Source organism: Rossellomorea sp. NPDC071047, assembly GCF_050270195.1.
Taxonomy (GTDB): Bacteria; Bacillota; Bacilli; order Bacillales; family Bacillaceae_B; genus Rossellomorea.
Genome location: NZ_JBNNJT010000003.1, coordinates 450358 through 476353 on the forward strand (window position 1 = coordinate 450358; position 25996 = coordinate 476353).

General features: G+C 42.9%; 20 protein-coding genes. 2 read left to right on the forward strand and 18 right to left on the reverse strand.

Going from position 1 to position 25996, the window contains the following annotated elements:
• Positions 1-50: 50 nt before the first annotated feature.
• Positions 51-596 carry a signal peptidase I SipW gene (gene sipW, locus ACQKFO_RS14130; protein ID WP_427599444.1) on the reverse strand — a complete coding sequence of 182 codons (546 nt, stop codon included), beginning with the start codon at positions 594-596 and terminating at the stop codon, positions 51-53.
• On the reverse strand, positions 593-1279 hold the full coding sequence (locus tag ACQKFO_RS14135) for a hypothetical protein (protein ID WP_427599445.1): 687 nt from the start codon (positions 1277-1279) through the stop codon (positions 593-595). The genes sipW and ACQKFO_RS14135 overlap by 4 nt, the downstream gene beginning before the upstream one ends.
• A 245-nt stretch (positions 1280-1524) precedes the next feature.
• Between ACQKFO_RS14135 and ACQKFO_RS14140 the strand changes: the two genes are divergently transcribed.
• Positions 1525-3285, forward strand: a complete 1761-nt coding sequence (locus ACQKFO_RS14140) for a M4 family metallopeptidase (RefSeq protein WP_427599527.1) — start codon at positions 1525-1527, stop codon at positions 3283-3285.
• Positions 3286-3414: 129 nt separating this feature from the next.
• On the opposite strand, the gene ACQKFO_RS14145 is transcribed toward ACQKFO_RS14140, so the two are convergent.
• The 14 genes from ACQKFO_RS14145 to ACQKFO_RS14210 form a co-directional block, all read right to left on the reverse strand.
• Complete coding sequence (locus tag ACQKFO_RS14145) at positions 3415-4518, reverse strand: histidine kinase N-terminal domain-containing protein (RefSeq protein WP_427599446.1); 1104 nt, start codon at positions 4516-4518, stop codon at positions 3415-3417.
• A 201-nt stretch (positions 4519-4719) separates the two neighbouring features.
• Positions 4720-6186: a cell wall-binding repeat-containing protein gene (locus ACQKFO_RS14150; protein WP_427599448.1), complete on the reverse strand. Its 1467-nt coding sequence runs from the start codon at positions 6184-6186 to the stop codon at positions 4720-4722.
• Between the two features lie 314 nt (positions 6187-6500).
• Entirely contained in the window at positions 6501-6626 is a 126-nt protein-coding gene (locus tag ACQKFO_RS14155) for a hypothetical protein (RefSeq protein ID WP_427599450.1), read from the reverse strand.
• 393 nt (positions 6627-7019) lie between these two features.
• Positions 7020-8786 carry a LamG-like jellyroll fold domain-containing protein gene (locus ACQKFO_RS14160; RefSeq protein ID WP_427599451.1) on the reverse strand — a complete coding sequence of 589 codons (1767 nt, stop codon included), beginning with the start codon at positions 8784-8786 and terminating at the stop codon, positions 7020-7022.
• Positions 8787-8916: 130 nt separating this feature from the next.
• The gene (locus ACQKFO_RS14165; protein WP_427599453.1) at positions 8917-9945 is read right to left on the reverse strand and encodes a MupG family TIM beta-alpha barrel fold protein; all 1029 of its coding nucleotides are present in this window, start codon (positions 9943-9945) and stop codon (positions 8917-8919) included.
• A complete protein-coding gene (locus ACQKFO_RS14170; RefSeq protein ID WP_427599454.1) occupies positions 9942-11300 on the reverse strand; it encodes a PTS transporter subunit EIIC in 1359 nt (452 codons plus the stop codon). The genes ACQKFO_RS14165 and ACQKFO_RS14170 overlap by 4 nt, the downstream gene beginning before the upstream one ends.
• 91 nt (positions 11301-11391) lie before the next feature.
• Positions 11392-12291 carry an N-acetylmuramic acid 6-phosphate etherase gene (gene murQ / locus ACQKFO_RS14175; RefSeq protein WP_427599455.1) on the reverse strand — a complete coding sequence of 300 codons (900 nt, stop codon included), beginning with the start codon at positions 12289-12291 and terminating at the stop codon, positions 11392-11394.
• Between the two features lie 256 nt (positions 12292-12547).
• A complete protein-coding gene (locus ACQKFO_RS14180; RefSeq protein ID WP_427599456.1) occupies positions 12548-13108 on the reverse strand; it encodes a competence protein ComK in 561 nt (186 codons plus the stop codon).
• A gap of 308 nt (positions 13109-13416) precedes the next feature.
• Complete coding sequence (locus ACQKFO_RS14185) at positions 13417-15060, reverse strand: M20/M25/M40 family metallo-hydrolase (RefSeq protein ID WP_427599458.1); 1644 nt, start codon at positions 15058-15060, stop codon at positions 13417-13419.
• Positions 15057-16232 (reverse strand): aminotransferase class I/II-fold pyridoxal phosphate-dependent enzyme, encoded by a 1176-nt coding sequence (locus ACQKFO_RS14190; protein ID WP_427599459.1) that lies wholly within the window; start codon positions 16230-16232, stop codon positions 15057-15059. The genes ACQKFO_RS14185 and ACQKFO_RS14190 overlap by 4 nt, the downstream gene beginning before the upstream one ends.
• A 28-nt stretch (positions 16233-16260) precedes the next feature.
• Positions 16261-17544 (reverse strand): TRAP transporter large permease, encoded by a 1284-nt coding sequence (locus ACQKFO_RS14195; RefSeq protein ID WP_427599461.1) that lies wholly within the window; start codon positions 17542-17544, stop codon positions 16261-16263.
• Positions 17541-18032: a TRAP transporter small permease gene (locus ACQKFO_RS14200; RefSeq protein WP_427599463.1), complete on the reverse strand. Its 492-nt coding sequence runs from the start codon at positions 18030-18032 to the stop codon at positions 17541-17543. Before ACQKFO_RS14200 ends, ACQKFO_RS14195 begins: the two co-directional genes overlap by 4 nt.
• 60 nt (positions 18033-18092) lie before the next feature.
• The gene (locus ACQKFO_RS14205) at positions 18093-19106 is read right to left on the reverse strand and encodes a DctP family TRAP transporter solute-binding subunit (RefSeq protein ID WP_427599464.1); all 1014 of its coding nucleotides are present in this window, start codon (positions 19104-19106) and stop codon (positions 18093-18095) included.
• Positions 19103-19771 (reverse strand): GntR family transcriptional regulator, encoded by a 669-nt coding sequence (locus ACQKFO_RS14210; RefSeq protein ID WP_427599466.1) that lies wholly within the window; start codon positions 19769-19771, stop codon positions 19103-19105. Before ACQKFO_RS14210 ends, ACQKFO_RS14205 begins: the two co-directional genes overlap by 4 nt.
• 173 nt (positions 19772-19944) lie before the next feature.
• Here ACQKFO_RS14210 and ACQKFO_RS14215 point away from each other — a divergent pair, with 173 nt between their 5' ends.
• Positions 19945-21309, forward strand: a complete 1365-nt coding sequence (locus tag ACQKFO_RS14215; protein ID WP_427599468.1) for an FAD-binding oxidoreductase — start codon at positions 19945-19947, stop codon at positions 21307-21309.
• 66 nt (positions 21310-21375) lie between these two features.
• Here ACQKFO_RS14215 and ACQKFO_RS14220 read toward each other — a convergent pair whose 3' ends face one another.
• Together ACQKFO_RS14220 and ACQKFO_RS14225 are read right to left on the reverse strand one after the other, a co-directional pair.
• Complete coding sequence (locus ACQKFO_RS14220; RefSeq protein WP_427599470.1) at positions 21376-24456, reverse strand: cell wall-binding repeat-containing protein; 3081 nt, start codon at positions 24454-24456, stop codon at positions 21376-21378.
• Positions 24457-24713: 257 nt separating this feature from the next.
• Entirely contained in the window at positions 24714-25994 is a 1281-nt protein-coding gene (locus tag ACQKFO_RS14225) for a TRAP transporter large permease (RefSeq protein ID WP_427599472.1), read from the reverse strand.
• Between the last annotated feature and the right edge of the window lie 2 nt (positions 25995-25996).

Consider the following 25996-nt stretch of genomic DNA (forward strand, 5'->3'; position numbering starts at 1 on the left):
CGTTGTCTATTTATTAATCTACTATTTGCTTCACTCAACAAATAATAGGATCAACCAGTGGTCTTCATTTCGACTTCCTTTAATGTCATAAAGATGGATCGAGCCGCTGATAAGACCAGCAGTAACCCCGGAATAAATAGCAAAAGGGCAGATCCGATTTTGGATGAAGCATAGTTTACCATGTAGCCTATGTATGGGATGGTAAACTCCTTGTAGCTCCCTACGATGTTTTGAGATAGCACATAATCCCGATCAGGGGCGTCATTGTTGTCCCCTTTTGTGATATACAGGGTCTGACCGTTACTCTCTTTCATATCAATGATTCTATGTGTAATTAACTTATCCCCGGATTGAAAGGTGATGATCTGATCTTTTTTATAGGCAGCATTGTTCTTGGCTTTCTCAATCACAATGATGGATCCTGTTTGAAAAGTTGGCTCCATGGAACCTGATAGAACGACTTTAAATTGATGATTCAAAATGGTAGGTTCACCACCTGATGCTTTTGATGATAGAACGATGAAAGCAAGTGAACAGAATAGGAAGAATGATAGGCCGATCAATATTTTTCTAAATATTAAGAGTACTAACTTCATAGCGACTCGCCTCCTGGGTGATGATCGTTTTCGATTGTAGCTTCAGTGTTTTCAATAGTTGATTCTATTTCTTCTTCAGTTGTTTCAGTCTTAGATTCGGATTCAGCTTCAATGAGTACCTGCTCAGGCTCTACTTCACCAGTAACCTCCTGATCAACTTCTTCTTCGTATTCAGCAGGCTCCATCTTCTCTTCTTCAACCTGCTTAGAAGGCTCTAGTTGAGACTCTTCTTTCAAACTCTCTATATACGATTCCAGTTGGGACATTCTCTCCGCAGAATCCAATTCCACTACCAGCTTGTCCATCCGACCAAATCCTTGTATGACATAATTGAAAGCTTCCGGGTCCTTGATAGCTTGTTGATTATAACCATCTAACTCCCTATAGAGCCTTTGTAACTCTTGATCAAGAGAGACCAATGTTTCTGTTAAAAGAAGGGCCTCATCCAGGTTCAACTTCTGATATCCCCTATAAAGTTTCTCGATCTCCCTGACATGGTATCTTGCATTCTCCTCTAGCTTCTTAATGGTTGTAGGAAACACGAATGCCACAGAAAACGTCATGGTTTCAGTTGACTCCTGACTCGAAAAGGAAGCTTCCGTTTCTCCCATCAGGTGAACGATTAGCGATAGATTCATAATTAATAGACCTGGAATGACGATCTTACTGAAACGTCCTTTCATTTCCCCGACGCCTCCTTGACTGCTTCATTGGTACTAATCGTATAAGAGCCTGCGAGGATTGTAAATCGGGTCATTTTATTGTCGAACCGGGGTCGTTTTTTCAGTAAGAATGTCAGATTCCATCTAAGAATCCCTCTATATAGCCAATCCCATTAACCCAATTGACCAAGATTTGATTATTCTGAATAATTAGGGGTGTTCTACATTACTTTTTCGGAGAGGTGATTGGTTTGAAACAAAAGAAGATGAAGAAGAGAGCACTGCCAGTGTTGATTGCGACCTCCATTGCATTTGGAAGTCTTGCAGCACCTGGCTACAAGGTGCTTGCGAATGATCAAGTGAAGAGCAGTCCTTCCTACATAGTAGAGGCGTGGGATGCCCCTGAAGGATTATCGAAAGAAGATGTTCTGTATCAATTCCTACAAGCGAAGGTCGTCAATCCACAAGCGAAAACCATCGTATCCCTTGATGCGGTGAAGGATCAATTCAAGATCATCCAACAAGAAGCCGACAAACAAACAGGTTCTTATCATTTTAGAACAGTGCAACAGTTGAACGGGGTCCCTGTATACGGTTCAGAACAAACAATCGCCCTTGATTCAAACAATGATGTGAAAGCGTTCTTCGGGAAAATTACTAAAAATCTATCAAAGTCGGCAGTTCCGACAGAAGCAACCATCTCTAAAGAAGAAGCATTGTCAACAGTGAAGGCAAGCATAGATGGTGAAATCGGCAATGTCGATGCCTATGATGGAATCGAGTCGGAATTGATCATCTATCCCCATAAAGGAAAATATGTTCTATCTTATTTAGTAAAAGCATCGACATCCGTACCGGTTCCCGGCTATTTCCACTACTTTGTGGATGCGACCACCGGCGAAGTCATCAATCACTTCAATAAAATTCAAGAAGCAACAAAAGACTTTAAAGCGAGCCCGACAGCTACAGCAACAAGTTTTGTTAAAGCATCAGCGAAAGCACTTCCTCCTGTCTCAGAACCGGCTCAAGCGAGAGGGATGGACATCTTCGGAAACCTTCATACGTTCAATGCTGTAAAGGATCTGTCGAATGGATCCCATTATCTATTCGACGGAACTCGCGCCAAAGGTGTTCACACATTTAAAGCGAATCAGATGCCACCGACTACATTCATCCTCCTTTCAGCTTTATTTGGCCTGACAGGGTTTGAAGTAACAAGTCCAAGAAACTTCTTCTATGACCCTGCTGCCGTTACTGCCCATGTGAATGCCGGGAAAGTGTACGACTACTATAAGACTAAATTTCAGCGCAATTCCCTGGATAACAATGGGATGAAGCTTGTTTCCACGGTTCACATCGGAGAAAAATGGAACAACGCTGCCTGGAACGGGAAGCAAATGCTGTACGGTGATGGCGACGGTGAAAGCATGATCTCCCTTTCCGGCGGACTGGATGTCATCGGACATGAAATGACTCACGGCGTCATCGATAAAACAGCCGACCTCATATATGAAAATGAATCAGGTGCGATCAACGAATCAATCGCAGATATCCTGGGTGCATTCGTTGAAAACAAAACAGGCGACGACCTGTGGCTGCTCGGAGAAGATATTTGGACGCCGAACACACCAGGTGACGGCCTTCGTGATATGAAGGATCCCGCTTCTGTATACATCGGTGGATATACGGAGTCAGGCTACTACCCTGATCACTATGACGATCGCTATTTAGGGGAACTGGATAAAGGCGGCGTTCATATCAACAGCTCGATCAACAATAAAGCTGCTTTCCTGTTAACCGATGGTGGAACACACCACGGTGTAACTGTGACGGGAGTTGGCAAAGCGAAGGCAGAGAAAATCTACTACCGTGCATTGACTCTTTATTTGACAGCTACTTCAGGATTCAGCGAAATGAGACAAGCGGCTGTACAGGCTGCAAGAGACCTGTATCCTGACCGAAATGGTGAGTCTTCTGCAGAGGTTAAGGCTGTTGAAGCGGCTTATGATGCGGTGGGTGTGGAGTAAGTAAGAATGGAATTTAGAGCTGATCTGGCGGGACTTTGTTCTGCCAGGTCGTTTTTTTGACTCTAATACAAAAACGGTGCCAGGCACAAAAACAGTCTTTTGCGCCTGGCACCGTTAACTGGTATAAGATCATATAACTATATTCGATTCCACAGGTATCCCGATCGTAAACGTCGTCCACTCATCGTTCGACTGACAGCGGATTTCCCCGTCATGCTTTTCAATCAGCTTTTTACAAATATAAAGACCGATTCCCGTTCCGAGGTCTTTTGTCGTGTAAAAAGGTTCGAAAATGGCTTCGATGGTTTCTTCTTTGATTCGCGGGCCATTATTGGAGATTTGAAGTTTGGTCTTCCCAGCCTCTTCTTCGCATGAAACCGTGATTTGACGTTGTCCCTCCACTTCCTGAAGGGCGTCAATGGAGTTCATAATGAGGTTGAGGAAAACCTGTCTAAGCTCATCCCTGTTTCCCAACACCTTAATAGAAGCATCGCACTGAAAGTCGATGGATACATCACCATCCAGAAGGCTTGGATAAAGAAATTCGATGGTCTCTTCCAGATGATTGGTAAGGATGATCTCTTCCCTTGTACTCTCGATCAAATCCTTTCTCGACACATGGAGGAATTGAGAGATTCGGTAATTCAATTGCTCCAGCTCATGCTGCATAATATCGAGGTAAGGTAAGTCAGGGTAACCGTTTTGCAAGAGCTTGGTAAATCCGATGATCGACGTGAGGGGGTTCCTGAATTCATGAACGAAGCTTGAGCTCATCTGGCCCAGGATCGTCAGTCGTTCTTTATGGGTTTGATCGATATACAACTCCTTTTCCTGGAGCTGCTGCTCTTTAATTTCCGTATATTTTCTGACGGCTAAGTAAGAGAATCGATCGAAGAGCGCGTTGATTTCTTCAATGATGGGCTGCAATTCCCGGAGTTCGATTCCGGAATTACTCACCCACTTGATAATGATACTTTTCCCGACATTCACATTATAGACAAATTCACTTATATTCACGTTTGCGTTTACCCGTTCCAGGGCGGTCTTATAGGCAAGATAGGTAATTTCCTCTTCACTGAGGGGCGTTTCGATCGCACGTTTCACTAGTTGAAACATTTTCACCCCATTGTTCAACACTTCTTCTTTGTATAGATCATTATCAGAAATGACGATACTCTTACGCCAATTTTGTAAAAATTCGTCCGAATGATTTTCAAGAAATTCTATTAGCATGGTAGAAGCCCTAGTCATCAAATGGCAGTCCCTTCATTCCGGTTATTGTCGAAATATTCGTTGATATTACTATAACAGAAAAAGAGGGACAGCATGATAGTCTTTTGGTATTTTATGCAGTTGAAGAATTCCGAAAGGGTTGAAAGATAAAATAAGACCAATGACCACTTAAGGAGTGATCATTGGTCTTTCTGATAAAACCTACAAACCACCTAGCTCCTCTACCACTTTTTCAGAAACGGCTCCTTCTCCCCCAAGTACAGTGTAGTACCACGTTCCATTATCTGAAATATATTTTCGTACAGGGTCGGGAACCTTATTTTTTTCTACAAGGATGATAGGTTCGTAGTATTTAGCGGCAAGTACAGATCCTGTCAGTGCATCGGCAAAGTTCTGACCAGTCGCAACCGTGATGATGTCTCCCGGCATTTCCAACTGTGTGGCGATGTTGACCGATGTTTCATAACGATTGGCGCCAGCAATCCGGACAGGATTCGTTTCAGCGAGTTGTTTTTGGACCTTATCGGAAATGGCTGATTTTCCTCCGACAATAATCGTGTCAGTCACAGACTTCAGAGCTTCATTCGTTTCATCCGCTAATTCATCAGTAGGACTTAACAGAATCGGTATTCCATTGGAGGCAGCATAAGGCGCGATGGATAAGGCATCCGGGAAATTGCCACCGTATGCAATGACTGCCTGATTGTAATACCCTAATTCTTTTGCAATGTTTGCCGCAGTCTCATATCTTGTTTCCCCCCCGATTCGACGAACATCCAAACCGGTATTCTTCAAGTCCTTTGCAACTTTGGCTGATATTGCACCCTCTCCACCTAGGATAACAACCTCCTTAGCTCCTAATTCATTTATACGTTCTTTCACCTTGCCATTTAAACTCTCCTTTGGATTCAATAGGATCGGAGCATCTTTTTGATAAGCGAAAGGGGCACCAGCCAAAGCGTCAGGGAATGTGGTGTCTCTAGCTAACACAACCGTCTCGGCCCCGTCAGGCCAACCAACCTTTGAGATTTCAATGGCGGTTTCGTGCCGGTCTTTTCCAGAAATCCGATACACATTATCCACGGTTTCCTCCCCAGTGAATGCGGTTAGCCCATACACTCCGTCCCCGCCGAACATATTCAGATCAGTGGCTGCAAGATAATAGGATCCCGGGGGGAGAGAGTAGTAAATCAGGAGTTTATCACTTCCATCTTCCAGCATTTCATCTGGATAAATCGGGTCTCCTTCAGGGGTAAAAAGTAGATACCCAAGATTATTGAGAGTCGTCCATGTCGTTCCGTAAATATACGTATCTTTCGTTTCATCGATATCTAATCTGTAAAAATCTAAATCTTCAGCCCACCAAAAGGTGCCAAGTACGATGTCGTCTAGGCGGATATAATCAGCCTGGTAAGGGTAGTCATTGGGTTCTTGTTCATACACCTCACCCATTAATTTCATTTCATCTGAGTCCTTTAATCCTTTCATCTTTTCTTTCAGTCTAGTGAAGGTTGAGTCATCAAGTGTCGTTGAAGATTGTTCCTTTGAGAGAGAGTGAATTTCTTCCTTAATGGTCGGGTAATCAAACGGTCCCGCAGCAAGCGAAGGTGAAACACTAAAACAGAAGATCAATAGAAATACAAATAAACTGGTACTGATTTTCTTCATGATTCCATCCCCTTCAAATTAAAATTATATGTAGTGCCAAACAAGATGTTGGTTTACAAACTTATATTATTTGGGAAAGGTGAATTCTAGACGTGAAAATTTGGTTCTATTAACTTCTTAAAATGGTTTATTGGAGAATGGGATATTTAAAATACGAGATTTGGTATAAATAGTGAGGTTAGTGAATGAAAAACAGTTAGGTAAGGTTGACTGTATAATGTACGGTTGGAAATATCTCAAGTATCAACTAATCTAAAGAGTAATAGCACGTTGCATATGTTTTACTAAAGAAACCTGAATAACATACTAGGTCTCTAGAAAATACGCTTTCTTGGTTTTTTAAAAAATTTCAAAAATATCCGATTTTCTTCAGTTCTAAAAATTTTTACCCCTACTAATTTTAATGGTGTCCAAATTTCTTTCATATAATATCCAGACATAATCATTCCCCCTACCTTATTTTTTGTTAACAGATATTTCCTATATTTCTATTATAGAATTAATTTCAGAATAGTCTATTAATTAAGAAGGAATACTTATCGACAACTTTTTCATATAGGACAGAGCCATATTCATTATTAAAATGGCCTTTATTTCTGAAGAAGGATTAGCAGGCCTGGAAAACCAGCTATAACAACAACCAGAAAAAAAATCTCCTACTATTTTGAAGAATAGTTCTTATTGAAAACTATATAGTAAAAAAATCCGAACTAATGCGAAACTCTATTTAGAATTTCACTTCATAGTTCGGATTTTTCTTTAACTAAGAATCTATGTCCAGCCTTTTTTCAGTTGACATTTTACATTAATGTTATTCATCCCCTTTTTGTGAATCACCGGACAAAATCAAACCGCTCTTCAAAGTCAAACGGGATCTGGAATTGATCACGCACCCCCGTTAAATACGCCACATCAAAATACGATTTCTGCGGCCTCGGCAGTTTATCCACCCATGGGGAATAGGTCTTAAACGAAATCATCTCATCTTCTTCATCAAATTCTGCAAACCTCATCCAGCCATTTCCCCCGTGATAGCTTGACTGGTAGTCGACAAGTATTTGTAAAACGGGATGTCCTGCTGCATTTTCTTTCATTCTGTGAGTGGAGCCGTGATGATGGCCATTGACCGTCATAAATACCTGGTTAAATGGATGGACCAGTTCATTCCAGGCCAATGTCCCCCTTTCTGTCTCTATGGGAGTGACTCCCTCTATGTTGAGGATTTGATGAGAAATAAGGATAGTCGGTGTTTTGGGATGTGCCTTTAGAACTTTTTTTGCCCAAGGAATATCCTCCTTCATATGTTCCATGTCGAGGGAAAGAAATAAATAATGATAACTTCCCGCTTTAATGATGGAATACGAACTATATCCAGTAGGGGAAGAATCTTTATAATACGATTTGTCCGTAAAACGCCCTGATCCATAATATTTAAGATACGGATCTCCTTTACCGTAGTCATGATTTCCGGCAGTCGTCACATACGGTGCCTTTCTCTGGTCGAGGATTCCGACGCTTGTAGAAGAGTGGACCCATTCCTCCAACGAGTCGCTTTGATCGACCATGTCTCCTAAGAAAGCAGTCATAGCGATGTTCAACCTATCATATCTCTTTGAAATCCATCTCATTTGTTCCTTGAAAATCTCTGGCTTATATCGCACCGTTTTTTGTGGATCCGGGACAAAAACAAAGGAATAATTTTTCTTTTTCGTTCGTAATGATTGATAGTGATTGGATCCATTTTTGACGTGGGCTCCGGGGCTATGTTGGATCAGCCAGTCTTCTTTTGGAAGAGATCGATTGGCGATGCGGATTTCCTGTAAATTTCCAGCAAACAAAGCTTCTGCTTTTTCTGATGCCCCGATCGTCCATCCCTTTCCTTTTGCTGTATCAATCCCGATCATTTCGGCAGTGGAGTGCCTGAAGTCGGCTTCTCCATTTATATAGATGCTGGTATCCTTCCCGTCATTGACGATCGCTACATGATACCAATCTTCTTCACTATCAAGGGAAAGGGACCACTCTGTTTCGGGGCGTTGAAGATTCAAGGGATGACTAGTCCAGTGAATTTGTTTATAGTCGGATACTGATAAGTTGGAGCGCTCCCCACCCCTTGACATGATGCCCATCCCACCGTGGTCTTTCGGAGAGAACTGTTTCGGGAGCTTGAATAAAACCTCGATGGTATATCCGTTTTTAAAGCGATCGTGATTCAAAGGGGCATCCTTGCCCGTTTGAAAATATTGACCTCCAGCATCACTTTTTTTGTGATTAAACTGTAAGGTCTGAACCTCATCCTTTTGTTCGTAATCTTCCTCCGACCAGCGGATGAAAGGAAGTTTCTGATTGGAGTCTTCCAGGTTGATTAACCGGAGATGATTGCTGTTCCCGCTTACGTCTTTCATCACCAGATCCTTCCCGGTGATGGTTCCGGATTGAATATAATCCTTCGAGAAGATCCAATGGGCGGCGATGCCTGTAGATGGACCTTTTTCTTCCATATCCCGTCCTGAAATAACAGGAGGGAACAACACCCAAAGGAGAACCATCAAACCCGCCAGTCCCGTTATGAATAGCATGTGTTTTCTGTCTAACCTCAATGTCGTCCCTCCTTTGATTAACCAAAGCGTTTTCTAATTAGTATGGACCGTGTCGAATAGAAGATGTATCGTTTTGAAACAAAAAAATCTCCTAATGAACAAATCATTAGAAGATTTTCATACAAGTATTTCACGTAATGAGGTCCGTCCCTCTTATCAACCGGATCTTTTGACCGGGCTCCAGTAATTCCAATAGATCAAGGTCTTCCTCGCGAATTCTACCTACTACGTTCACGGCAGGGTTTTTCTCCAGATCATTTCGGACGATTTGCATTTCCCCTTTGTAGCGTCCATACAAATTATTGTCCTGCGTGATGGTGCCACGTGGTCTTTCTACGGTATTTATAGGTGGAACATCTTGACTCGTCCTTGTATCCAGTAATCGATACACATCTCTTCCTGGATCAGGTCTGAGTTGATATTCTCCCTCCATTTCATCGAGGCCGTCATACGAAAGCTCCATAACATTTTCTTGATCATGATCCACTAGCTTACGAAGGAATTCCTGTGACCATTCGGGATCGCCTATAAATACACCTTGGACACCCAAATGCCTCAATTGTATGGCACTCGTATAAGGGTTTTGATCACGGTGATCCTCCAAAGTTGGGAGACCCTTGTATAACGGTCCTCTTTTTCCCTCGTCCCCCGGGATAAAGGCATAAACCGGAATGTCTAAAGCTCCAAACAGTCTTTGCTGCCTCATAAAGTAATCCTGATCCAATCCGGTCTCAGGCTTGGGGTAGAAGTTATGCCAAGCAATCATGTTTCCTGTTTCCAGTCCACTCGAGGTCCACTCTAGAAGCTCACTCTCCCCAACCGTACTGGCATTGATGGCTATCTGAAAATGGCGTGATAACTCCACCAGCTCTTCTGTAGTAAATCCATCATCCAGTCGAAGAGCCGTCACACCCAATTCCTTTAACTCTTCGAAACGGTTCAATCCTAAAAGAGCGGTCGTCTTCTTCGATACATCGGCAAACACTTCGAACCCTTCCCTTTTAAAAATGGATAACAGGTGACTGACATGCTCCCTGCTATACGCCGACTCTTCCGGAATGTGAAGGGAGGTAAACGCCAGCTTGATACCTGATGAAGAAGCGGTAAGAATTCTCTCTTCAGCTCCTTCGTCAGATAGATAAACAGAGATTCCAATCATTCGAACTCACTCGCCATTTCGTCTTTAAAGCCAACCAGATACGTGATAGCAAACCCGGCTACATAGGCAATTAAAAGTCCGATAGTATAGTAAAGAATTTCTCCTGCATTCACAAGGAAAATCAGCGGCAATCCTGATACCCCGATCGCAAACGTCGCGACATCAAAGTACGCTTGGAAAGCTCCACCGAATCCAGCACCTAAACAAGCCGTCAGGAATGGTCTGCCGAGTGGTAACGTCACACCGAAGATAAGCGGCTCACCAATTCCAAGCATCCCTGCAGGAAGAGCTCCGCCGATCGCTCTCTTCAACTTCTTCTTCTTTGTTTTCATAAAGATGGCAAATGCTGCTCCGACCTGTCCTGCTCCACCCATTGCAAGGATCGGAAGAAGCGGGTCGTCCCCGATGGTGTTGATCAGCTCCAAGTGAACCGGTGTCAATCCTTGATGCAACCCGGTTACCACAAGCGGAAGGAAGGTGGCACCAAGTACAAACCCAGCTACTAATCCACCCATTTCAATCAGTGAAAGGAGTCCGTTCGTGATCAAATCTGAAATAAATCCACCTACCGGCATGAATACCGTGTATGTTAATAATCCCGTTACAAGTAACGCAATGGTCGGTGTCACAATAATGTCCACTGCCTGCGGAATAACTTTGCGTACATTTTTCTCAACAAACGCCATGAAAATTGCCGCAATCAATACCCCGATCAGTCCGCCCCGTCCTGGAAGCAGATTTTCACCAAATAACGTCACATCACCAATGGCCGGGTTGATGATTAAAATACCGGCCAACCCGCCTAGGGCCGCTGAGCCGCCAAATTCTTTCGCCGCATTCATTCCGACAAGGATACCAAGATAGCCGAATAATCCACTTCCGATGATTGACAGCATCATCACAAGCTGTGATTCTCCATTTAACCATTGGGCTTGAACGAAGAACTTCGTAAATCCTGTGATTAACCCTGACGCAATCAACGCAGGAATCAGTGGAATGAAGATATTTGCCACTCGTCTTAGGAGTAATTTAAATGGAGTGCTGTTCTTTTTCTTCAAATCAGCTTTTTGCTCCGCAGCACGAGCTTTCAGATCAACATCACCTGAGCCTGCTGAAACCAGCTTCCCGAACTCTTCTGTCACTTTATTGACTTTGCCAGGCCCTAAAATGACCTGATACGTTTCGTCTTCTACAAATCCCAGTACTCCCTCGATCTTCTTGATGCTCGCCTTTTGGACCAGATCTTCGTTATATACTTTCACTCTCAGTCTGGTCATACAATTTTCATAGCTTGCTATATTATCGGCCCCGCCAAACTGCTCTAAAATAACTCCAGCCAATTCTTTATTCGTCATTATTCACCTTCCCCTTTCAAGTTTTCTTTATATTCCTTTTCCCCTTCTATTTCTATGAAGAGTCCTGGACAGGTACCCCCATACAAATAGCCTATTTTTCAATGGCTAACCGAACATAACCATTGGCGTCTTCTAATCGGCTTTTCGCTTCTTCATAGCCACAGCCAAGTGAAATCATCACAATGGAAGGTTTCACTTCGTTGTTTGCTTTCTTTAAGGTTTCTGCTGCCGCTTCTCTATCCGCACCTGTGATACTCTCGATGATTCCGATCGCCCGCTGTTCAAGCTTGTAATTACTGATATTCACATCGACCATCAGATTCCCATATGCTTTACCCAGCTTGATCATGGCTGCTGTCGAAATCATATTAAGGACCATTTTCTGTGCAGTTCCGGCTTTTAATCGGGTGGAACCGGTCAATGCTTCCGGTCCGGCGTCTACTTCAATCGCATGCTTTGCTTCAGCAGAAATCTTTGAGCCCGTATTACAAGACAGAGCAACCGTTGTCGCACCGAGTCCCCTTGCATACCTTAGACCACCGATGACATACGGGGTACGTCCGCTCGCTGCAATCCCGACGACCGTGTCCGCCTCTGTCAGCCCGATTTCTTTCAGGTCTGATACGCCTAACCCCTCATCGTCCTCTGCTCCCTCAACCGCTTTGACGAATGCTTTCTCCCCGCCGGCAATCAATCCAACCACGACATCACTGCTCACACTGAAGGTCGGAGGACATTCCACCGCGTCCAGCACTCCCAGTCTGCCGCTCGTGCCTGCACCGATATAGATCAATCTCCCACCTCGAGAGATGGATTTCACAACATCATCTACTACTTTTTCAACTTGGGGAATCACCTCTTGAACAACCGAAGCGACCTTTTGATCTTCTTCATTCATCATGCGAAGAATTTCACCTGTACTCGCTGTATCGATTCCAAGCGTATTCTGATTAACCTTCTCTGTTGATAATTCAAAAAATTGATCTTTCATAAGTCATTCCTCCCAGAAATCTGTATGCGTTTTCATTAATTCTATTATAATCACGTTTGAAATTAAATTTCAATTGTATTTTTGATTGTATGAAATTTTATTTTAGAATAGACCAATAATGTTTTTGGTAAAAGAGGAGAAGTTTTCAAGAAAGGGGCAATGGTAAAAGAAATGACAAATAGGAGTTGGTATATTCACCCTACTCCTGTTTTTCATTATTTAATGATTTCATTTTTTATACTCAGAGGTCCGTCCCTCAAAAATCGATCTGTGAATCATTTGGTATGTCTGAGGAATCAAGAATACCTGGGTGAAATCCTGGAAGATATAGTTCGCTTTCGGTCCTTCTTAAAGCTCTGCGGGATGGGAAGCTGGCGAAGTGATTCATGGTGGCCGCCGCCCGTTCCCGTTGTTTGGTGATCACTTTTTCGGAACAGTTGATTTCCAATTGCTCGCCATTCGTAAACTGGATGTATGTTTTTCCTTCTGAAGTGGAAGTCGACTCTATATGCTGGCAGAATAACCAGATGCAATCATAGTCGGTTGGAGCCATCGTGGGTATCGCATAGATGAATTCTTGCGGGCAGATCATAAGAGGTGTCTTTCGTAAATACTTGGTAGCATGACGGACGGCTTTGATTCTGCCGTCATATGTAGACCGGTAAGCCATACAGGATTCGTCCAAAATCTCCATTACTGATTTTTTGCTGAACGTCTTTCTCCCCGAGTAGTCATAAATAATGGACCGATGAATCCCATCATAAGCAGGACAAATCGCCACAGTCCTTCGAGTAACAAGCACTTCTAAACCTTTCAATCAAAACACCTTCCTTTTCCTTATTAATAAAGCCTCTTTTATCAGAATCTTCTTATATATGAGACTTTATTACTATTATATACTAATGTCAGTTAATTTCCATTTATATTTGTATATTTTTTGAGAAAAATCTCATAATTTGAGGAAATGGATTATTTCCTGGGAGATAGTGTCGAAACCCATTGCAAAAATTATTAAATACTTGAGGGCTATAATCGTTCATTTCCCATTGTTTTGTCATTAACTCTCAACACACCTCCAAAAACAAAAATCCAAAATTCACAATAAGTGAATTTTGGATTACAGCATCAGCCATGAGCTTTACACATTCCCATATTACTCTCTTTGTGCTCTTTAAACCGCATAACTTCCTTGATCACTTCCTCCACAAAAATAGGAGTCTTTACAAACGCGCTTTCCACATGCAAACGCTCTGTACGTTTGTGGGCGTCTTTTCCAAATGGACCTACGTTGAGAACAGGTCCCTCTAACTTATTCATCTCTTTAAAGGGAATGCTATAAGTGGTGTTCCAAACTGGGGTATTCTCTTCAAATACAGCCCAGCCTTTATTATTGTCCTGATAGTTCACATAGCTGAGGTCCGATATTCCATTAAAATAATGTGCTTGTTCGACAGGCAGATTAAATTGCTCCTTAGCTGTTTGGGATACTTTGTCTATACATTTTAATACCAAAGGGTGCTCGGATGTATTGACGGCAGGATAATAAGGTGGCGTAAACATCAGTACAATGGCAGGTGTGAGCTCCTGACAATTGATGAGCAGAGTATCGGCGATTCGAAAGGATTTCTCACGATCGTCCCCTTGGTTTATCCCTATATCATGTTTCAGTGCCTCGATATATTCTTCCCCCAACTTCTTTTCTGCATATTCAACCAGCTCGGAATAACGAAGGACTGAAACCTTTCCTACAGATGGAATCCCCTCCCGTTCGCATAATTGACGATACCATTCATTGCATTCCTCCGCTGCCGCCATTGCAACCTGCTCAAATAAGTTCATGATATCTGCGGCTGTTCGTTTCATTGTAAAGACATTATATAGAGCGACAGTTCCATATGGAGTTTGTGCAGAATAATTAAGCCTTAAATCTTCTTGCTGAAGTGTAATGGGAAGAGGAGCATTCTCTCCGTACTCTGTTTCTCTGAATAGAGGATTCCATTCCATTTTCCGAGTTAGAAATGATGCAATAAAAGATGAAGTCATCCCACTTAAAGGTTCACCAACATGAGTCTCTCTTCCATAAAAAAGTGCGGATGGCATAATTTTACCGATTGAGCCTGAATACACGTGATATGCCGTATCAGTAGGTTTCTGGGAAAATACCGGTTCACCATTTAGAAACAGGGTATAGTCAAGGTCATATTCTTCTTTCAATTCATTTAATACAGCGACCGCTGAGCGCATACCGGATGAATTGACCTCTTCATCCGGTACTGTTAATAAGACAAGATTGATCGGCCACTCTTCATCGGCTGCCTTTTCAATGATCGCCATATGAATGGCCAATCCCGCTTTCATATCCATGATTCCACGTCCCCAAAGGTAGTCCCCGGAACGTAAATCATTTTGGGCTTCGGGATGCAGTTCATCAATATACTGTTTCAGTTCGCTGGTTAAACTCTCCGGGTTGAAAGCGAGTGCTTCCAGCTCTCCATATTCTTCTGTACTAACGGTATCGAAGTGACTGATTAACACAATCGTTTTATCCGCTTTTTCATGCTTGTATAATGCAGTTAAAAACTGACGGCCAAAATCGGCGGCTCCCAGCTTAAGCAACTCAGGATTAGCATGGAAATAAGGGATGTTTTTCATTTTTTCAAATAACCTTACGGGGAAATCCAACTCTCCCTCTGTTAACGTTCGACTGTCCCAGCTCACCAGTTCACACAACAATGCCCGTAAAGATTCAGGCGTCCCCCACTGTCTCATGATATAACCTCCTTTATATGCTGCTGATTCAGCCAGTGCTCTAAACGAATCAGTCCTTTTTCCAATACATCCATGCTGTAGGCGAAAGAAATGCGAATGTACCCTTCTCCATATTGCGTGAAGGTGCTGCCTGGTACGACGGCTACCCCGCCTTCCGTCAATAGGCGAGTAGCAAATTCCAGGGAAGAAAGATTGTACTGTTTAATGGAGGGGAAAATATAGAAGGCACCCTTGGGAAGTATCACATCTAATCCCATTTCCACCAAACGTTTGTAGACAAAATCCCGTCGCTTTTTATAGGCTAAATTCATTTCAGCTGGGACATGGCGATTATTCGATAATGCTTCGATGGCAGCAAATTGGCCTGGCACCGATGCACAAACGACATTGTAGATATGAACCTTCACAACATGCTCCATAACAGTTTTTGGTCCCAGCACAAATCCAATCCGCCAGCCTGTCATCGAATGAGATTTCGACAACCCATGGATAAGAAATAATCGATCTTTCAAGTTTGTATAAGATGCGAAGGAGTGATGCTCTCCTTCAAAAGCATTCTCGCTATAGATTTCATCCGAAATTATGAAAAGATCATGCTTCTCAATCACTTTTACCAGTTCATCCATTTCTTCCTTACCCAATGTGACCCCGGTCGGATTGGATGGATAATTAAACAAGATGGCTTTCGTCTTATCCGTGATTAATTTTTCCAATCTTGCTGGAGATGGCCTGAATTGAGTAACTGATGTATCTAAATAAACGGCTTTTGCTCCACACATGGTGATAATGGGTTCGTAACCAGAGTAGAGAGGTGCAGGTAAGATAACCTCGTCCCCTTCCTCCAGTATCGTTCTGAAAACGGAATCGATCGCTTCACTTGCCCCGTTAGTTACAACCACTTCCGTTTCCGGATCATAGTCCAACCCATACTGATCCGCGAAGAAGTCCCTGATGGCTGTTCGCAATTCAAGTAAGCCGGCATTATGGGAATAACCGGTTTGATCCGAAAGAATGGCCCTGATTCCTGCATTTTTTACCGCTTCTGGCGTAGGAAAATCAGGTTGTCCAACAGTAAGGTTGATAGCGTCAGGGTAAAATACCAACTGATTAGAAAACTGGCGAATTCCTGGTATAACCAACCTTTCAGCTCGCGCGTTTATAGTGATTGACATATGCTTCTACACCTTTCTCTTTTCCACACTACTCCGTAAATCCTGGTAACCAGAGAGATAACGGCGGGAAAAATGTAATAACGAGTAAACAAATGAACATGGAAACAAGAAATGGCACTATCGCCCAAGCAATTTTTTCAAATCGCACCCCTCCTACACTTGAAGCTACAAACAAATTCACACCTAGTGGCGGCGTGATAAACCCAATTGCTAGATTCGCTACCAAGATGACTCCAAAGTGTACAGGATCGACTCCTACTGCTGTAACGATGGGCAATAGTATTGGCGTAAGGACTACTAAAGCAGAAATCGTATCAATGAACATGCCGACAATTAAGAGAAGGATATTGATTGCAATGAGTATGATGAGTGGGTTCGTCGAAAGATCCGTTAAGAATACAGAAATATCATTTGGAATTTGTTCTAATGTCATAAAGTATGCAAAGGAAACTGATAAACCAATAATGATCATAGTGGTAGCATTAATCACGACTGCCTCACGGAAACTCTCGAACACTGACTTCCACGTTAATTCTTTATAGACAAATAAACCAACGATTAATGAGTACACGACAGCTACCACGGCAGCTTCAGTCGGAGAGAATACCCCTCCATATATCCCCCCTAAGATGATGACAGGAATGAGCAGTGCCCATTTCGCATCATTGGTTGCTTTCACAACATCTTTAAATTGGAAGGATATATGTTCTTCAGAAGCATATCCCCTTTTCTTTGCAATCACATACGCAGTAAACATTAGTCCAATACCTATAAGAAATCCAGGAAGGATTCCAGCTAAGAACATACTTCCAACAGATACTCCGCCGATGACACCGTACAATACAAAAGGAATACTTGGAGGGATGATGACCCCTATTGATCCTGCAGCAGCTGCCACGGCTGAGGCAAATCCCCCTCCGTAATTACGTGCTCTCATAGCTGGAATCATGAATCCCCCTATGGCAGCAACAGTAGCTGGTCCAGATCCTGAAATGGCTGCGAAGAACATACAGGCTACGATGGTGACCATGGAGAGCCCTCCAACCATCCACCCAACCATGGCAGTAGCAAGGTTTAAAAGCCGTTGTGAAACTCCTCCTTTTCCCATTAGAATGCCTGCAAGCATAAAGAACGGAATCGCCAATAAAGGAAAGGAATCCAGGGACGTAAATGCTTTCTGAGTAATGATGGCAAGGGGTAATGTAGACCCGAAGTAAATGGCTACAAGAGCCGAAACCCCAAGTGAGATGGCAATCGGAACACCAATGAGTAAACAAAGAGCAAGGGACCCAAAGAGTAAAGCAATGGTCATACTTGTACCTCCTCAGAAGGTACGTCATCATTCGTGCGCCAAATCATGATGAATTGTTGAATAAGACGCAGAGCCATTCCTGCCCCGCCTATAGGAATCGCCAGGAAGGGCAGCCACATCGGGATTTGCATGGCCGGGGTAATTTGTCCATTTTGAAAACTGGCAAGTACGAGTTGCGTTCCAAAGAAAGCAAGGAATACGGCTAGTCCAAACCAAATGATCAACGCGAATGTTTCAAGTATTTTTCTTGATGTTCCTCTAAATAAATCAATAAATGCCTCGATTCGGATATGCTGTCTTTTTTTCACTGCATAGCTGGCACCTATCCATACTTGGAGAATATGAATATATCGAGCCATTTCTTCAGTCCAGCTTGGAGCTGAAGAAAATACGTACCGTCCGACTACTTGAGCAAAAATAAGGGCGACCATAATGGCTAAAGTGAGGACTAGAATCATTTCTTCGATGTACTCAAATTTCTTTTTCATGTGTGCTGCTCCTTTCAAAAAACGAAGAATCAAGGAGGTAAACCTTGATTCTTATTTTCGTTATTGGTTGTTTGCCTCTAACGCTTTGTCGACTAAATCCTCACCGATTTTCGGTACATATTGGTCATAAACAGACGATGCCGCTTCACGGAAAGCATCTCTTTGTTCATCCGTTAAGTCATTCACCTGCATACCGTTTTCCTTCAGCTTATTTAAGAATTCCACATCTTGTTTCTGAGCTAACCCACGTTGTTCATCGCGGTATTCTTCAGATGCTTCTGTTATTAATTTTTGCAAATCTTCAGGTAATTCATTGTAGAAATCATTATTCATTAACAAAGCAGTTGCCGCATAAACATGTCCCGTCAGAGATAGATAGTCCTGAACTTCATAAAACTTATTCGTGTAATAAAGTGAAACCGGGCATTCCATGGCATCATATGTCCCCTGTTGCAGTGCAGTATATAATTCACCAAATGCGAACGGTGATGCGTTAGCTCCGAATGCTTTAAACGTATCTGTGTGAAGAGGATTTTCCAGAGTCCTGAACTTCAATCCTTTCAGTTGGTCGGGATTCTCAATCGGCCCATTATTGTTTGACATGTGTCGGAAACCATTTTCCCCAAACACCAAGCCTTTAAGGTCATTTTTTTCTAAATCGGCCATCAGTTCTTGACCAAGTTCACCATCAAGGGCTCTATAGGCTGCTTCATTACTGTTGAAGAGGAAAGGTAAATCGAACACTAAGAACTTTTCATTAAATGAGGCAAGGGGGGCAACGGCGGGAATCGTCATTTCTATGTTCCCTAATTGAACTGCTTCAATTGCTTCGCGATCTGATCCATAAAGCTGACCATTAGGGTAAAGCTCTACTTTAATTCGACCGTCCGATTCTTTTTCCAGTTTTTCTTTAAATGTTTCCGCTGCAACATGTGAAGATTGTTCCTCTGGTACTAAGTGAGCAATCCGAATTGTGTACGTGTCTTCATTACCTTCACTGGAAGAACCACTGGGACGTCCGCATGCTGATATAAACAGAATGGCAATCAATAATAATGGAATGAATTTTTTCAATTTGCTTCCTCCTCTTGATAATATCCTTGAATTCTGCGTTCAATGTTTTTCATATGTGCCGACATCTCTTTTTTGGCTGTTTCGACATGTTTTGATTGAAGTGCTGTGAAGATGCGATTATGTTCTTCATAAGCCTCTTTGGCACTTAACCGGAGAGTGTTTGAAAGAACAAGAAATGCACGGTTCACTCCGGTATTAGAAGTATGTATCATATCTCTAAGCTTCGGGTTTGGATTTTCTTTTGCTAACAGTAGGTGAAATTCACGATCAAGCTCAATGAACTCCTCATAACAATCTTCTTTAATCGCCTGCCATTGAGATTCCAAGTTTTCCTTTAATTCTTCCAGTAATCGATCTTGAAATGTATCTGCAATGATCTCAAGATTATATACTTCTAATAATTCGCGAATTTCAAGGAACTGCAAGGCGTCTTCTTCGGTAAATGAAGCGACCGTTGCCATCTTAGCATCTGAAATCATAATGAGTCCTTCAGCTGCAAGTCTCTTCAACGCTTCACGAATCGGGGTTCGACTGATTCCTAATTCCTCAGCAAGCTTTTTCTCTGGTAATTCTTCATCGGGTGCCAACTTACCAGAAATAATGTCTTTTTTGATTAAATTGAAGGCTTGCTCAGCTAACGTTTCCTTCTTAATGATTCTCTGCAAGTCACTCCCTCCTATCTTTTAATTTTTATTTTCTATTCATGATGACTAGGTTATTTGGTGGTATACCGCATACTTAATGAGGAGGTATACCGTATACAAGTATGATAATTTATGCTAGTCTATTTGTAAATATAAATTTTAGAATATTTTAAATATTAGGAAGGTGACTTAGATTGACCATAGATTGGATGACAGGATTAACCGCTATTCTTACGAAAGAAAAAATAAGCACAAGTGCAGGTGACCTATACCGCCATAGTAAAGATGAATCATTTCATCCTCCTTCTGAACCGGAAGTTGTCGTGTTTCCCGAAACGAGGGACGATATTACCGCTGTCTTGCAGATAGCTAATCGATATGATATCCCGGTAACTCCCTATGGGGCAGGCTCAGGATTAGATGGTCAGTCTATACCTGTAAAGCGTGGAATTTCAATGAACTTTGAACGAATGAAAAGAATAACTTCCTTTAACCCCGAAGACTTAACGGTTACGGTGCAACCCGGAATCACCCGCTTGGAGCTCAATAAAGAAATAAATCGTCATGGACTATATTTCCCGATCGATCCCGGTGCAGATGCGAGCATCGGTGGGATGACTGCAACGAATGCTAGTGGCACAACAGCCGTCCGTTATGGCTCGATGAGAGATCAGGTGTTAAACCTGGAGGTGATCTTATCAGACGGCAGAATCATAAAAACAGGTAGTGGAGCAAAAAAATCCTCTAGCGGTTACCATTTGAACAGCCTATTTGTAGGGTCAGAGGGAACATTGGGGATCATTTCAGAGATCACCTTAAAACTGCATGGCATCCCGGAACACACCATCGCTGCCCGCTGCACCTTTCCTTCACCTAAAGCATGTGCGGATGCCGCTCATGCAGTATTAATGAGCGGCATCCCTATCATAAGAATGGAACTTGTTGATGCCAGCAGCATCCAGCAAGTAAATGCCTATGGAGACTATCAATTTCCAGAAGCCCATTCCCTCTTTTTCGAGTTCTCAGGTACCCAGGTTTCAGCAGAGGAAGAAGCTTCCGTTGTAGAAGAATTAATGGATGAATCGGGATGTGGGAATTGGGCTCGTGCAAGCGGGTCAAAAGAACGAGCTGAATTGTGGCGGGCACGTCATGAGCTGTCCTATGCCTATCGTCATATCAAAGGAATGGCAGTAGCGGGTTCAGACGTATGTGTTCCAATTTCTAAACTGGCAGATTTAATAGTCTATGCCCGTGAACATATTGAGGAGAGCGGCCTTGTCGGGGGTGTCTTCGGACATGTGGGAGATGGGAATTTCCATACGATCATCGTATATAACCCTGATGATCGCGGTGAAGTGAAACAGGCAGAAACCATTAATGAGAAACTGGTATTGAAAGCTATAGAAGTTGGCGGTACCTGTACGGGAGAACATGGTGTCGGCCTCGGGAAGATGAAATATCAAGAAAGGGAACATGGAGGGGCTGTTGAAGTGATGAAATCACTCAAAACACTCCTGGATCCCAGAACCAGATTGAACCCAGGTAAGATATTCTATTAACTCATACCTATTAAAAAGCCTCCATTCGATACACTAAGGCATCAAATGGAGGCTTAATATTATTCATTATTGTGCCAAAAGTGATTCAACCACCGAATCAGAGATAGCTCCTTCTCCACCAAGAATGTAATACATATCAGTAACCGGAGCAAACATAGCAAGGGTATCCATCGTTGTAAACTGGGCCTCTTTAGGATGGATCAGCACCACGGGATTTCCTTCTACAGCTGCCAGTGCAGAACCAGCCAGGGCATCAGGATAGTTCTTGCCTGTTGCGATGAATGGTGTAGACATGTTCAATTCACTAGCGAAATAGTTGATGATGCTGCTATTCGTTTCGTAACGATCACTTCCGCTTAATCGCTCATAATTCATGAACTCCTCAGCTACCGTTTCCGGGATAGCTGATTCTCCGCCAATTACGTAGAACTGCTCAAACATGCTCTCTTCCATATAGCTGCGAACAGAATCCGGTGTTCCACTTTTCTTTGTTAATAGAATCGGCATTTCAAGGGAGGCCGCTATCGGTGCAATGGAAAGAGCATCCGCGAAGCTTTGCCCGGTTGCCACGACCGCTCGATCAGTGAAACCTAACTGTTCAGCGATCTTCACTGATGTTTCATAACGATCGGCTCCGCTGATTCGTGAAGTCGTCTTGATTCCTAAATCCTTGACTTCTTTCTCGACGTTGGCTGTAATAACCGATTTCCCTCCAACCAGGATCACCTTCTTCACTTTCAGGCGATTCAATTCGTCCTTCACTGACTCAGGAAGGGTTGTCGTATTGGTTAACAATAATGGTGCGTTGTGGTGATAAGCAAGAGGTGTGGCGCTTAATGCATCAGGGTAATTACCCCCTGTGGCAATGATTGCTACATCAGATTGCTTCCAGCCTTTGCTTGAAATCTTCACTGCCGTTTCATAACGATCGGTTCCAAAGATTCGTTCTGTGCCAATATTCGCTTGATCGATACCCGTAACCGCACTTACGGCATCCAACCTTCCCCAGCCGGAAACTGTATCGTATCCCGGAAGGACCAACTCCGCCGGGTATGGGTACTCTTCCTCGTAATAGTAGCCGTAGCCTGGATTATCTTCTTCATCAAACGTAATGTCTAAAGCTGTTCTGGTTAATACTCTTTCCACTTGAGCCGGTGTTAACTCAGCATCATGGGAAAGAAGTAATCCTGCAACCGCCGCCACGTGAGGAGTCGCCATAGACGTCCCACTCATGTATGTCACGTTTCCATCTGGAACCAGACTCGGAATATCCGTTCCCGGTGCTACCAGGTCGATTCCGTTTCCAAAGTTTGAGTAATCAGATACAAGGTCCATATTATTTGTCGCTCCAACAGAAACCACATATTTTGATGAACCAGGATATGAAATTTCTTCCATTCCGTCATTGCCTGTTGCAGCTACCACGGTCACTCCATGGTCATGAGCGTATTTTAGAGCATACTCAATGACACGGCTATAAGATCCGCCAAGACTTAAGTTAATGACCTGGGCTCCTTGATCGACTGCATATTTGATACCGTAAGCAATTTGTTCTGTATCACCGCTTCCAGATGCATCAAGTACTTTAACAGGAAGAATCTTCGTGTGGGGATTGATTCCTGCCATCGAATATTGATTATTCGCTTCTGCTGCGATGATTCCGGAGACATGGGTTCCATGACCGTGATCATCCATTGCATCTGAACTTCGGCTGACAAAATTATAGCCATCGTTCTTTAGCACTTGATCGCTCAGATCTGCCAACGTGTGATCTACACCCGTATCCACTACAGCAATGATCGTATCTTCAAGATTTTTTTCTTTCAGAAGCTCCTGAAGCTGTTCGTACTGAATATCGGCATCGGGGTTCCCACCATTGTCTCCGTTATTTTGCAGAGACCATTGATAAGGATATTGAGCATCGGATGACAATGCTTTGTATTGTTGGACAGGCTCAACAAACTCGACTTCAGGCAGCTTTGCAATCTCTTTTGAAGTGGCTTGTAATGAGGCGGTAGATACTTTATCGGAACCGTCCCCATCGACTTCTACAACATATAGATTGGAGAAGAATGAATCCTTCGCCTTTAACGGGGTAATGGATTCAACACCCATTGATTTTGTTTTCCCCTGGATACTTGCTGCATCTTTTTTATCTTTTAATTTTACGATTAAACGAGTTTCATCACTCGCAGCCTTAATAGGAGAAAGACCTGCTTTAGCCAGAATAGTAGAAACCGTTGAATTTGTCAGGTTTGAAATCCCGACGTTCTTACCTGTGTTCTCTATTTTCTCCTGGATGAACCCAGGAGTCGATTCAATTGCATTATTGTACAGGTTATTGATGGCTTTTTGGTCTTCTTTTGTGATTTTATATGAACTTGCACTGCCATTAGCCGCAACATCGGCAAACAAGTCCTTTAATTGAACAAGATCATGGTAGACGTTATCACGCAGTGTTTTACTGAAAACCATTTTCGAGCTGATAAAAGGAGCCGCTTTATAATAAAGAGCCGACAACTCTTGACCTTTTTCCGTTTTCGCCAATACCGTTTCACGAACGGTACGTAAATCTCTTAAAATATTTTTTCCATTTTCTCTTTCTTTCGTACTTAACTCCGCTGGACATTCCTCAGCAATGGCTTCATCAGAAGGAGGTAACGTAATGCCATCATAGCTGACCGTGTAGGGAATCACCATATCTTCAAACTCTTCTTCGAACTCTACATATTCTTCTTCCATTCCATAGGACTCAATCTTAAGATAATAAGGACCGACCCAGGAAATCGGGAAATCAATGATCGCTGGTTCATTCTGAAAAGAATATCCCATATATCGATCAAAGGCACGATTATCGATCGCATTTTCCAGACTGGAATAAACCGTCACATTTAATTCCAGTTCTGATTGAAGCTTCATTCGAAAATGGGTATAATCTGTCATTTCACTTTCAGAAAGATCAACCTTATACCAATGAACGTTTTCAGAGACATCGAATTCCCCATCGACTGGCGTCCCAATGGTCAACGTTCCTTCCTCATTAGGTACACCAGACTCTTCCGCCTTGGTTTCTGTCACGGAAAACTGGCTGAAAATCAACGAAAAAACGAAAACCAAAGCTACTAAACTACGAATCCTCTTTTTCATGTAGAACCTCCACCAATGTAAAATTAAACTACAGAATCTATTAAACCACAGAAATCAATAAATGGAAATATTTTATATTTAAAGGAAAAATATGTAGAGATTGCCCGGTTTTCAAATCACTATTTTACGGATAATACCCACTCTATTTTACTTCTAGAACCTACGAGTCAATCAAATTTCAACCTTCAAAAAAAGAGCCAGCCACTGTTCATGATGAACAATGGCTGGCTCTTTTAATAATAGAGGTCCGTCCCTCCTTATAACTGGGTCAGGAACATGGATAATGCCGGGAAGTATGTGATGAGTAATAGGTCAAATACCATGACGACAATGAATGGTGTGACGGCCCTGATTAATTTATCATAGGAGACATCTGCGATCCCTTTTACGATAAAGAGATCTAATCCCACTGGAGGGGTGATTAACCCGATGGAAAGATTCACAACCATCACGACTCCGAAGAATACAGGATCGATCCCCACTCCCATGGCGATTGGCAGAAGCAGCGGTGTCAAGATCGTAATCGCAGCAGAAGCGTTCAAGAAGCAGCCTGCGATAAAGAAAATGACATTGAACATGAGTAAGATGAGTAACTTATTATCTGAGATGCTTGTCACAAGTTGGGTCAGTTGCTGCGGAATCTGTTCTGCGGTCAAGAGCCATCCGAATAAGTTGGCTGCTGCGATGATGAATACGACCATCGCCGTCATCTTACCCGCCCTAAGGAATGATTCCGGTATGTCCTTCCAATCCATATCTTTGTAAACGAACTTGTTAATAATGAACGCATACGCTGCAGCTGCAGCACCCGCTTCGGTCGGAGTGAAGATCCCTCCGCGGATTCCGAATATAATGATCAGTGGCAGGACGAGAGCAAGTGCCCCTTCAAATAATGTACGCCTAAACGTAGTGAATTCAAACTTTCCTGCTTCTTCGGAGTAGTTATTCTTCCTTGTAATCCAATAATTTAACATCATGATGGAAAGACCGATAATGATTCCCGGGACAATCCCTGCCGTAAATAGATCCCCGATTGATACCCCGGCGGTCACTCCATACACGATCATGGGAATGGAAGGGGGAATGACCACTGCGATCGTACCTGCACTTGCTACCGTAGCAGCAGCGAAGCCTTTGTCATATCCTTTCTGCTCCATCATGGGGATCATCATTTTCCCTACTGCTGCCGTGTCAGCAGCACCTGAACCTGAAATACCTGCAAAAAACATACTCGTTAACGTGGAGACCTGTGCCAAGCCTGCACGGATCCAGCCGACCGTTGCAAAGGCAAAAGCCGCAATCCTCCGTCCCATGCTTCCCGACATCATGAATTCTCCTGTCAGCATAAAGAACGGGATGGCCAGTAGTGGAAATGAATCCGTCGATGTAATCAACCTCTGAGGAATGACTTCCAGTGGTACATAATAAATACTTGCCAGAAATCCTGCTACTGAAGCCCAGATGAGAGAAATGGCGATCGGGACTCCTATCAGCATCAAGAGAAACAAAATACCAAGAGCTACTACGGCAACGGTCATAC

Excerpts from the sequence above, each read along its gene's own strand:
- ACQKFO_RS14165 (WP_427599453.1), bottom strand. The coding sequence starts at position 9,945 with ATGATTGGAATCTCTGTTTATCTATCTGACGAAGGAGCTGAAGAGAGA.
- ACQKFO_RS14190 (WP_427599459.1), bottom strand. The coding sequence starts at position 16,232 with ATGTCAATCACTATAAACGCGCGAGCTGAAAGGTTGGTTATACCAGGA.
- ACQKFO_RS14140 (WP_427599527.1), top strand. The coding sequence starts at position 1,525 with ATGAAGAAGAGAGCACTGCCAGTGTTGATTGCGACCTCCATTGCATTT.
- ACQKFO_RS14145 (WP_427599446.1), bottom strand. The coding sequence starts at position 4,518 with ATGCTAATAGAATTTCTTGAAAATCATTCGGACGAATTTTTACAAAAT.
- ACQKFO_RS14150 (WP_427599448.1), bottom strand. The coding sequence starts at position 6,186 with ATGAAGAAAATCAGTACCAGTTTATTTGTATTTCTATTGATCTTCTGT.
- ACQKFO_RS14220 (WP_427599470.1), bottom strand. The coding sequence starts at position 24,456 with ATGAAAAAGAGGATTCGTAGTTTAGTAGCTTTGGTTTTCGTTTTTTCG.
- murQ (WP_427599455.1), bottom strand. The coding sequence starts at position 12,291 with ATGAAAGATCAATTTTTTGAATTATCAACAGAGAAGGTTAATCAGAAT.
- ACQKFO_RS14135 (WP_427599445.1), bottom strand. The coding sequence starts at position 1,279 with ATGAAAGGACGTTTCAGTAAGATCGTCATTCCAGGTCTATTAATTATG.
- ACQKFO_RS14170 (WP_427599454.1), bottom strand. The coding sequence starts at position 11,300 with ATGACGAATAAAGAATTGGCTGGAGTTATTTTAGAGCAGTTTGGCGGG.
- sipW (WP_427599444.1), bottom strand. The coding sequence starts at position 596 with ATGAAGTTAGTACTCTTAATATTTAGAAAAATATTGATCGGCCTATCA.
- ACQKFO_RS14200 (WP_427599463.1), bottom strand. The coding sequence starts at position 18,032 with ATGAAAAAGAAATTTGAGTACATCGAAGAAATGATTCTAGTCCTCACT.
- ACQKFO_RS14155 (WP_427599450.1), bottom strand. The coding sequence starts at position 6,626 with ATGTCTGGATATTATATGAAAGAAATTTGGACACCATTAAAATTAGTA.
- ACQKFO_RS14225 (WP_427599472.1), bottom strand. The coding sequence starts at position 25,994 with ATGACCGTTGCCGTAGTAGCTCTTGGTATTTTGTTTCTCTTGATGCTG.
- ACQKFO_RS14185 (WP_427599458.1), bottom strand. The coding sequence starts at position 15,060 with ATGAGACAGTGGGGGACGCCTGAATCTTTACGGGCATTGTTGTGTGAA.
- ACQKFO_RS14195 (WP_427599461.1), bottom strand. The coding sequence starts at position 17,544 with ATGACCATTGCTTTACTCTTTGGGTCCCTTGCTCTTTGTTTACTCATT.